This is a genomic window from Olsenella uli, from assembly GCF_901212675.1.
GTDB classification, from domain to species: Bacteria; Actinomycetota; Coriobacteriia; order Coriobacteriales; family Atopobiaceae; genus Parolsenella; species Parolsenella uli_B.
Window position 1 is genome coordinate 1 of the sequence record NZ_CAAKOQ010000015.1, and the last position, 9,176, is coordinate 9,176.

Sequence of the window (9,176 nt, forward strand, 5' to 3'; positions counted from 1 at the left end):
GAGCCCGGCGAGCGAGCGCGGGAAGGGCGCGTGCCGCCCGGCCGCGAACGCCGCTACGAGGAACGGGGCCACCGCGTAGCTGTCGAGGCCCGCCACCGTGGCGGCGACGAGGGCGGCCGACTCGAGCGCGAGCGTCCCCAGGGGCAGGGCCGTCCGCCAGAGCAGGGCTGCGGACGCGGCCGCCACGGCGAGCGCGAGGGCCGCCGGGCTCGCCGCCCGCTGCACGACGTCGCCGGGTATCGCCGGGGCGATCGTTGCCGTGATGACGGTCGCCTCCCCGTAGAGCAGGCACGCGAGGGGCGCCGCGAGCAGGCGGCGCGCGAGGTGCGGCGCGAGGCGCCGCCCGGCCTTGTCGACAGCTCTCATTCCCGCGCCCCCTCGGTCACTCCGTTCGCGCATCCAGTTCTTGTACCCGTCGGGGCGGGGCCGTGACCTACCACCTGCCGGTGAGGAGGTGGGAGAGGGGCGCAACCCCAGCCACCACGAGCAGCGTGCAGGCGATGACGACGAGCGTCCACCATGCGGGCGACAGCACGTAGTCCAGCCCCGTCTCCGCAGGACGCGGTCCGTCCCGCCGGCTCCCCCGTGCCCTATGAGCACAGGCCCGCCGCCGGCGAGGAGCGGACGGCCCCGCGGACCTGCGCCCAGCGCGCCGCGAGCAGGACGGCCCAGACCACGGCGCCCGCGGCCAGCGCCTCTGGCAGCGGCGCGTACGCCGTGGGCGCTCCCCAGAACATCCAGGTGAGGGTGAGCGCGGCGAGGGAGGAGCAGGCGATGGGCACGAGCGAAAGCAGCACGGCGCCCAGGGCGACGAGCGCCGACTGCCACGCGACCGCCGCGGCCACGCCCCGGGGCGTGAGGCCCAGCGTGCGCAGCAGCGCTTGGCGCCTTCCCTCGTCCCTTGCCGAGAGGGCGAGCACGGCGACCGCGGTGGCGAGCGCGAACCCCGCGGCGAGGCCGATCAGCGCGTAGGTGTCCATCATGTCGAACGAGCCCGAGAATCCCAGGCGCCGCATGACGGCCTCGAGGGTGCGGGCGGTCGTGAGCAGGATACCCCCTGCCCCGCCCACAGCGGCGGCGAGCGGCACCATGGTCGAGGCGTTGCACGAGGCGAGCTCGGCTGCCGCCCGCGCCGCGAGCCGGCCGACGGGCGAGCGCACCGCGGCGGGCAGCGCACCGGCGACACGCAGGGCGACGCGGACGCCGCGCGCCCCGAAGGCCACGACGGCGAGCAGCGAGAGGAGACCGGCGAGGGCCACGAGGTTCGCCATGGCCTGGGAGAGCTGCCCGCCCGCTGATTCTGCCGCCGGGAGGCCGGCGAGGGGCGTCGCGAGGGCGCAGGCGACGAGCGCTAACCCGAGGATGGGGTGGCCGCCCCGCCCCCGCCTTCCCGCGCGGCCCCCCCGCAGCGAATCCACGGGCCTCACCCGCGCGGCGCGCACGGCGGCCGCGACGGAGCCGAGCATGCAGGTCGCGACGCTGAGGGCGAAGGAGAGGGCCCACGCGTACGGGGAGGCGGAGAATGGCGGCGGCGTGAAGGAACCGAGGCCGCCGCTGAAGCTCTCCGCCGCCATGTCGTCGAACGCGGGGACGAGCAGGGCGGAGAGCGGCACGGACGCGAGGCTCCCCGCGAGTGAGCCGACCGCCGAGGCGATGCCCACGAGCAGCAGGGCGGCGCGCGCCGCCTGCCCCGGCGTGGCGCCCATGAGTCGCCAGAGCGCGAATGTCGGGCGGCATCGCTCCACCGTCGCGGCGCCCACCGCCGAGAGCGAGAAGAGGGCAAGCAGTGCCACCTCGGCGTACACGGTGACCGAGACCGCCTGGAATTCGAAGGCGGAGAGCCCCGCCGCGCCCGCGGCCGCGCCGAAGTCCGACGACGAAGTCCAGGCGAACTGGTTCGCGCACACGCCCACGAGGGCGGAGGTCGCGGCAATCACGAGCACGATCGGGACCCAGTTCGCGAGGTCCTCGCGGAATATCCTGAGCGCGTACCTACCCACGGCCGACCGCCTCCTCCCGCGTGCCGGCGAGCACCTGCTCGGGAGTGCAGTGGCCGGCCACGCGCGTCACCAGCCCGTCGCGGACGAACGCCACGCGGTCGGCGGTCGCCGCGGCGTCCACGTCGTGCGTGACCATTACCACGGTTGTGCCGGCGTCTGCCATCTCGCGCAGGACGCCCAGAACGAGCGCGGTGTTCCTCGTATCCAGGGCACCCGTCGGCTCGTCGGCGAAGAGCACCGCCGGTCGGGAGAGCAGGGCGCGCACCAGGGCGGCGCGCTGCTGCTCGCCGCCGGACAGCCCTCCCGCGGGCGCCTTCGCGCGGTCGGCGAGGCCGAAGCGCCCGAGCAGGTCGCGGAGCCTCCCGCGGTCGACCCTTCCCCGCGTGAGGGCGATCGGCAGGGTCGCGTTCTCCTCCACTGTGAGGTAGGGGACGAGGTTGTAGCTCTGGAACACGAACGCCGCAGCCTGCCGCAGGAAGCGGGTGCGCGCGCCCTCGCCCATGGCGTACAGGTCGCGGCCCGCGACCAGCACACGACCCTCGTCCGGGGCGTCCAACCCGCTCATGCAGTACAGGAGGCTCGTCTTGCCCGCCCCCGACAGCCCCACGATTGCCGTGAGCCCGCCCGCGGCCGCGAGCGAGCAGCCCCTGAGGACCGGGACGCGCTCCTCGCCTGTGTCGGCCCAGCGCTTGACGCCCTCGGCCCTCACTTCCGCCGCAGCCATGCGCGGCACCTCCCTCCGGGCGGGCGCCTCGCGCCCGCCGACTCGTCCGTTCGACGCCACCCACATGGAACCACCGCCCGCGCGCCCCGGGGCACCGCGCGGGCGCGTTGCCATCTCCAGATGGCAGTCCCGGTCTCGGTTCTGGTGCCACCACACCAGCGTGGGTTGGGGATACAGTTGCAAGTGGAGGTCATAAGCCGCGTCGAGGAAGGGGCCGGAAAATGAATCGCGCCGCATCTCCCTCGATTCTGAGAGCTTCTAGATTACAATGTTAAAAATTTGCATTAGATGAAGATCTTTCACATGGAGGCGTGATGATTATCCGCCAAAAGTACCTTGACCAGCTTCTCGCCTTTCGGGATCGAGACCTCGTCAAGGTCGTTACGGGAAGTCGACCCTTCTGGACATGATGCGCGAGCATCTGGCAAGGGAGGGTGTTTCCCGGGAGCGACTTCTCACGTTCAAGATGGAGTCCATGGAGTTTGATGGCTTGGATTATCGCGGGCTTTACCAGCTTGTTCGCAAACGGACAGAGGGAATCGTCCATCCCTATCTCTTTTTTGACGAGCTCCAAGAGATCGAGGGTTGGGAGCGCGCGATTAATTCCCTGCACGTTGACCTTGATTGCGATATGTATATCACGGGGTCCAACGCCTATCTGCTGTCGAGCGAGCTTGCCACGCTGCTCTCGGGGCGTTATGTGGAGGTCGAGATGTTGCCGCTCGTCTTCTCGGAGTTTCTCGATTTCCAGGGAGCGTCACTGTCCTCTCGCGCTGCGGCTGGGATGGATGTCTTCGAGTTGCCGGATGGTACGCTTACCACGGCTACCGGCCTGCTCGATCGCTATCGTCGTTACGGAGGGCTGCCATACCTGTCCCTGGGTGCGCCGGATGAGGCAGCGCATAGGGCCTACTGTAGATCCCTGTACGAGACGGTCGTCATCCGGGATATTCTCGAGCGCGATCGCAGGCGTGGCCGCAGGCAGCTCACAAGCCCTGATTTGCTGGAGCGGACATGCCGCTTCCTTGCAGACAATATCGGTAACGAGAATTCGGTCAACAGTATTGCCGGAGCGTTGCGGGCTGACGGCATCAAGGCTGCTAACAGTACTGTCGACGCCTACATGGGGGCGCTTGATGAGGCGTATCTCTTCTATCCTGTTCGGCGCTATGACATCAGGGGCAAGGATCTCCTGAAGACGGGTGGAAAGCGCTACATCGTGGACACGGGAATCCGCAACTATCTGCAGGACTATCGTGATTCCGATCAAGGGCATGTCTTTGAGAACATGGTCTACTTGCAGCTTCGCCACGAGGGCTTTGAGGTGAGCGTTGGAAAGCTGCGCTCAGGTGAGGTGGACTTTGTAGCGTCGAGGTCAGACGGGCGTGCGTACATTCAGGTAACCGAGGATATGACTGACTCGGCGACCATGGAGCGTGAGCTCAAGCCGCTGCGCGCCATACGGGATGCATATCCGAAATTCGTTATTGCTGCCCGGGGGAGTTATCCAAGGGAGATTGACGGGATTCGTATCTAAGATGTTATGGATTTCTTTTTGCAAAGAAGGCCACTACTGGCCTAGAAGGTTTTTTTCATCTATGAATTTTTTTTTCAGATAATTATAGAATCTAGCAATAATGGAATCCCAATATGGTCATTTGCTTTTCCGGCGGCAGTAGGCAGTGGATATCTAGTTAGCTATGGAGAGAATAACATCGTAGAGAATCGTTCCTCCGATTCGATATCAAAATAACAGTACAACTTCGTTCATGCTTTGATGTTATGAGCGTTTCGATGTCTATCATCACTATTGGAATCAGGCCTCGTTCCGGAATCGTCGTTAACCGATACGGTGGACAGATCTCTTGGGTGCGCTGAAATCGGAGAAGCGATTGGCTAAGTGCTTTTTGAGCGAAAGCTACTGAAGAAAACTCATGGCTCAATTTGAATGGGATAGAGATTCTGAGTTGCACACACTCAGTTTCATAATGGTTGCTCGAGATACTGACGCTTTAGATTGATTGCTTGGGTCTATTTTGAAGGTCCCATGGCAACCATGTTGCCATGGGACCTGTTTTTTCAACTGGACGCCCTAGCTCGAGAACGTCACCTCCCCGCCGCCCTGGAGCTGGTCCTCGGGCACCTGCTTGGCGTCGGGCGGCATCTGCCCGGAGTCGGGGCCGCCGCCGACGGACTGGGTGTCGGTCACCTCCCCGCCGGCCGACCCCGCAGCGCCCCGGCTGGTGATGAGCCATCCCGCGGCGACACCCCCGGCGACGAGCGCCAGGGCGAGCAGCGCCGCGACCGCGATTCTCTTTGCGTTGAACTTTCTCGTCTTCTCTTCCATTGCCTTTCCTCTCTCGTGAGTTCTTGTCCGAACTGTCCCGTCTATGTCATCCGGCCCCGCGGCCGGCTCGTCTTCCCGGGCGCGCTACCCGTGCCTGAGCGCCTCCACCGGCGAGAGCCTGGCGGCCCGCCAGGCCGGGTAGAGCCCGAAGACCACCCCGACCGCGGCCGACACCGCCACGGTGCTGCCGGCCACCGCCGCGGGCACCTGCGGCGTGATCGCCCCGGAGCCCGCCATCTGGGCCGCCATGCCGGCGAACCCCCAGGCGGCGGCGTAGCCCGCGGCCATGCCCGCCGCCCCGCCGGCGAGGCACACGAGCACCGCCTCGAGCAGGAACTGCGCCACGACGTCGACGCGCGTGGCGCCGAGCGCCCGGCGCAGGCCGATCTCGCGGGTGCGCTCCGTCACGCTCGTGAGCATCATGTTCATGATCCCTATGCCGCCCACGAGTAGCGACACCCCGGCCACGCAGGTGAGCAGCAGCTGGAACGAGCCCATGACGGCGTCGGACTGCTCCATGGCCGCCTTCATCGGCCACACCGAGGCCCTGCCCGACCCTCCCTTGCGCGCCTCGATGGCGGACGCGGCCTCGCGGGCGAGCCCGTCGACGTCCTCGCCCTCCCGCGCGAAGGCGAGGACGGAGGTGTAGAGGTCGGCGCCGTCGGGCGATCCCACGCGCTGGCGCAGGGTGCGCAGCGGCATGATCGCCGACGAGAGCCCCGAGGCCGCGCCGGCGTCGGCGAGGACGCCCACCACCTCGAAGGGCGTGCCCGCGATGGTGACGCGGCGTCCCACGGCCGCCGCCGGGTCGGCCGACTCGCCCTCCAGCTGTCTGAGCATGCCGTCGGTGAGCACCGCGACGCGCGACGCGGACTCGCCGTCCGCGGCGTCGAGGAGCCTGCCCGCAGCGAGCCTGGCCGAGGCGGCCTCGAACCAGTCGGGGGAGACGCCGAGCACACCCATGTCCTTCACGGCCTCGGTGCCCCACGTCGCAGAGGCCGTCGTGGAGACCGAGCCCGAGAGGATCTCGAAGCCCGGCACGGCCGCGCGCAGGGCGGCCACGTCGGCCTCGGTGAGCCCCAGGGCGTCGGCGCCCGCGTAGGTGATGGAGGCGGCGCGCGCCTGCGAGAGCCCGAGGCGCTCGGCCATGGCGGAGCGCACGCCCGTGACGAGCGCCGTCATGGCGATGACCGCGGCGATGCCGATCACCACGCCGAGGGCCGTGAGCGCGGTGCGGCCCCGGTTGTGGGCGAGCGCGCGCACCGACTCGCGGCAGACGTCCGCGGGCCTCATCGCGGGCCCCCTTCCGCCGCCGGCGAGGGCAGCGCCCGAAGCGCCTCCCTGCCATCCGCGCAGCTATCCGCGCCCCTGAGCCCCTCGGAGAGCAGGCCGTCGCGCAGGGTGAGGGCCCGCCCGGCCCGCGCCGCCACGCCCGCGTCGTGCGTGATGAGCACGACGGTGCGGCCGGCGGCGGAGAGCGCCTGGAACGTGCGCATGACGGCGTCTCCCGTGGCCGAGTCGAGGTTGCCCGTCGGCTCGTCGGCGAGCACGATGGCCGGGTCGGCCACGAGGGCCCGCGCGATGGCGACGCGCTGCATCTGGCCGCCCGAGAGCTCGCGGGCGAGATGGTCGGCGTAGCCCTCGGGCAGGCCCGCCGCCCCGATAGCGGCCATCGCTCGCTCCCGCCGCTCCCGCCGGGGCGCCCCGGCGTAGGCGAGCGGCAGGCAGACGTTGTCGAGGACGGTCTCCCGCGCCAGGAGGTTGAAGCTCTGGAACACGAAGCCGATGCGCCCGGCGCGCACCCGGGCGAGCTCCGCGTCCGGCATCGATGACACGTCTGTGCCCTCCAGCAGGTAGGTGCCCGCGTCGGCGCGGTCGAGCAGCCCCAGCACGTTCATGAGGGTGGACTTGCCCGAGCCCGAGGGCCCCATGATGGCCACGAACTCGCCGGGCATGACCCTGAGGTCCGCCCCGCGCAGCGCCCGGACGGGCCCGGCGGCGCTCTCGTAGGTGCGCGTCAGGCCGCGGGCCTCGATGGCGGGGACGGCCCCCGGCGCGGCAGGGGAGTCGCTCATGCGCGCCACCTCACTCGCCTCCCCTCGCTGCGGCCGAGGTGACCACCTGGTCGCCCTCCGCCAGGTCGCCCTCGACGGCCGCGCCGTCGTCGGTCTTCAGGAGGATCTTGACCTTGCGTATCTCGGTCCTGCCCTCGGCGCCATCCCTGCCGGGCACCCACACCTCGACGGTCTGGTTGCCGTCCGCGTCCGTCCTGACGGCGCCGGCGGGGACGACGAGGGCGTCCTCCAGCGTCTGGGCGGCGATGTCGGCGATCGCGCTCATGCCGGGCTTGAGGCGCGGGTCGGGGGCGTCGATGACGAGCCCTACGTCGTAGGTGACGACCGAGCCCGAGTCCTTGCCCGCCGTGGCCTGCGTCGCCACGTCTGTCACCGTGCCCTCGAGCCTGAGCCCGTCGACGGCGGGAAACGTCACCTCTGCCTTCTGCCCGACCGCGACCTTCGGCACGTCCACCTCGTTGACGGCGAGGGAGACCCTGAGCCTGGTGAGGTCGCCGATCTCGGCGAGGGCCGTGCCTGACTGCGCCTGCACGGACGTCCCGGGGGAGACGGCGAGCGACATCACGGTGCCCGCCGCCGGGGCGCGCACCGTGCGGGCGTCGGCCCTGGCCCGCGCCGCCTCGAGCGCCTGCCGGGCGGCGGTTGAGGCGGCGTCCGCCTTCTCGCTGGCGGCGCGCGCCTGGTCGAGCGCGGCGGCGGACTCGTCGGTCCCGTCCTTGGCCGCGGCCCTGGCACGCCTGAGATCGCCCGCCGCGGCGCGCTGGTCGGCTTGGGCCGAGGCGAGCGCCGCCTGCGCGGCGTCGACGTCCTGGTCCAGCTGCGGGTTCGTGATGGCGAACAGGACGTCGCCCGCGGCGACCTGCTGGCCCGAGGCCACTCTCACCTCGGAGACCGTCCCATCCACGGGCGCGGTGACCGTGGCCGAGGACGCGGCGGCGAGCTTGCCGGTGCCCGTGACCGTGTCGGTGAGCGAGCCTCTTTTCGCCTCCGTCGTGGTGGGCGCCGTGCCCGCGTCCCCGGCCGGGAACAGCAGCGTGGCGGAGAGCCACGCCGAGGCGCCGACGACGGCCGCGGCCAGCGCGAGCGACGCCGCGACGCGGGTGGCCCGATGCCCGCGAGCCGGCGACCGTTCCTTCCATGACGTGTGCTCCATGTGCCGCGCCTTCCTTTCCTCTCGGCCTCGGTTGACGCTGGCCACTATGGGCGGGCAAGCTGAGACGGACCTTTGAGGGGGCGTCTCAGCCCCGTCTCAGCGAGCCCGTGTAGGATCGCGGGCGCATGGGTCAGGACGAGGGAAGGGGGAGGCATGAGGGTTCTCGTGGTCGAGGACGCGTGGCGGCTCGCCGAGGCGGTCGCGGAGATACTCAGGGGCGAGGGTTGGTCAGCCGACGTGGCCACGGACGGCGCCCGCGGCGCTGAGCTCGCCGCCGCTGGCGCCTACGACTGCGTGCTCCTGGACGTCATGCTGCCCGTCATGGGCGGCCTCGACGTGCTGCGCGGAATGCGGGAGGCCGGTGACGCGACCCCGGTGATCCTCGTCACCGCCCGCGACGCGGTGCCCGACCGGGTGGCCGGCCTCGACGCCGGGGCCGACGACTACCTCGTGAAGCCCTTCCACGCCGAGGAGCTGCTCGCCCGCGTCCGGGCCGTCTGCCGCCGGCCCCGGGCCATCGAGGAGGCGGGGCCGCTGCGCGCCCTCGGCCTCGAGCTCGACGAGGGCTCGCTCGAGCTGCGCGCGGCGGGGTGCGCCGCCGTCTCGCTCAGGGCGCGCGAGTGCCAGCTGCTCGCCGAGCTCATGGCGAGGCCCGGGCGCGTCGTCGCCAAACGCGAACTCATCGACCGCGTCTGGGGGCCGGCCTCGGCCGGCGGCGGCAACCGCCTCGAGGTGCTCGTGCACGACGTGCGGCTGCGCCTCGCCGAGGCGGGCGCCGCGGCCGAGGTCGCCAACGTGCGCGGCGCGGGGTACGCCCTGCGGGAGGCTCCGGCCGGGGGCGAGCGGTGAGGGCTCGGGAGGGGCGCCGGGCCCTGCC

Annotated in this window: 9 protein-coding genes; 2 read left to right on the forward strand and 7 right to left on the reverse strand. The window is 70.4% G+C overall.

The annotated features are described in order from the left end of the window. The 3 genes from EFAMC1_RS01570 to EFAMC1_RS01580 form a co-directional block, all read right to left on the reverse strand. The coding region (locus EFAMC1_RS01570) for a hypothetical protein (protein WP_222838604.1) at positions 1 to 366 on the reverse strand (366 nt) is incomplete at its 3' end. A 224-nt stretch (positions 367 to 590) separates the two neighbouring features. Continuing rightward, positions 591 to 2,000 (reverse strand): FtsX-like permease family protein, encoded by a 1,410-nt coding sequence (locus EFAMC1_RS01575; RefSeq protein WP_154052594.1) that lies wholly within the window; start codon positions 1,998 to 2,000, stop codon positions 591 to 593. Then, the gene (locus EFAMC1_RS01580) at positions 1,993 to 2,724 is read right to left on the reverse strand and encodes an ABC transporter ATP-binding protein (protein WP_154052595.1); all 732 of its coding nucleotides are present in this window, start codon (positions 2,722 to 2,724) and stop codon (positions 1,993 to 1,995) included. Before EFAMC1_RS01580 ends, EFAMC1_RS01575 begins: the two co-directional genes overlap by 8 nt. Before the next feature lie 409 nt (positions 2,725 to 3,133). On the opposite strand from EFAMC1_RS01580, the gene EFAMC1_RS01585 reads away from it, so the two are divergent. Further along, on the forward strand, positions 3,134 to 4,261 hold the full coding sequence (locus EFAMC1_RS01585; RefSeq protein WP_261981711.1) for an ATP-binding protein: 1,128 nt from the start codon (positions 3,134 to 3,136) through the stop codon (positions 4,259 to 4,261). Between the two features lie 555 nt (positions 4,262 to 4,816). Here the strand turns inward: EFAMC1_RS01585 and EFAMC1_RS01590 are convergent. The 4 genes from EFAMC1_RS01590 to EFAMC1_RS01605 form a co-directional block, all read right to left on the reverse strand. Continuing rightward, entirely contained in the window at positions 4,817 to 5,071 is a 255-nt protein-coding gene (locus EFAMC1_RS01590) for a hypothetical protein (RefSeq protein WP_154052596.1), read from the reverse strand. An 84-nt stretch (positions 5,072 to 5,155) separates the two neighbouring features. Further along, complete coding sequence (locus EFAMC1_RS01595) at positions 5,156 to 6,364, reverse strand: ABC transporter permease (protein WP_154052597.1); 1,209 nt, start codon at positions 6,362 to 6,364, stop codon at positions 5,156 to 5,158. Further along, a complete protein-coding gene (locus EFAMC1_RS01600) occupies positions 6,361 to 7,146 on the reverse strand; it encodes an ABC transporter ATP-binding protein (protein ID WP_154052598.1) in 786 nt (261 codons plus the stop codon). The genes EFAMC1_RS01595 and EFAMC1_RS01600 overlap by 4 nt, the downstream gene beginning before the upstream one ends. 10 nt (positions 7,147 to 7,156) lie before the next feature. Beyond that, complete coding sequence (locus EFAMC1_RS01605; protein ID WP_154052599.1) at positions 7,157 to 8,299, reverse strand: efflux RND transporter periplasmic adaptor subunit; 1,143 nt, start codon at positions 8,297 to 8,299, stop codon at positions 7,157 to 7,159. A gap of 153 nt (positions 8,300 to 8,452) precedes the next feature. Here EFAMC1_RS01605 and EFAMC1_RS01610 point away from each other — a divergent pair, with 153 nt between their 5' ends. Further along, the gene (locus EFAMC1_RS01610) at positions 8,453 to 9,148 is read left to right on the forward strand and encodes a response regulator transcription factor (protein ID WP_154052600.1); all 696 of its coding nucleotides are present in this window, start codon (positions 8,453 to 8,455) and stop codon (positions 9,146 to 9,148) included. Positions 9,149 to 9,176 lie beyond the last annotated feature (28 nt).